Source organism: Pseudomonas sp. EA_5y_Pfl2_R50 (genome assembly GCF_963970475.1).
Classification (GTDB): Bacteria; Pseudomonadota; Gammaproteobacteria; order Pseudomonadales; family Pseudomonadaceae; genus Aquipseudomonas.
This window is the reverse complement of the sequence record NZ_CAXAPT010000240.1, coordinates 1-262: the sequence shown is the minus strand read 5'-3', so window position 1 is coordinate 262 and position 262 is coordinate 1. Positions and strand designations below refer to the sequence as shown.

Annotated in this window: 1 rRNA gene; it reads right to left on the bottom strand. The window is 51.5% G+C overall.

The features are described from left to right. A 23S ribosomal RNA gene (locus AACY19_RS27635) occupies window positions 1-262 on the bottom strand; the annotation flags it as partial.

Genomic DNA, 262 nt, shown 5'->3' with positions numbered 1-262 from the left:
GGTCTTTCGGCGTGGGTGTTTTTCACACCCATTGTCGTTACTCATGTCAGCATTCGCACTTCTGATACCTCCAGCAAGCTTCTCAACTCACCTTCACAGGCTTACAGAACGCTCCTCTACCGCATCACCCGAAGGTGATACCCGTAGCTTCGGTGTATGGTTTGAGCCCCGTTACATCTTCCGCGCAGGCCGACTCGACTAGTGAGCTATTACGCTTTCTTTAAAGGGTGGCTGCTTCTAAGCCAACCTCCTAGCTGTCTAA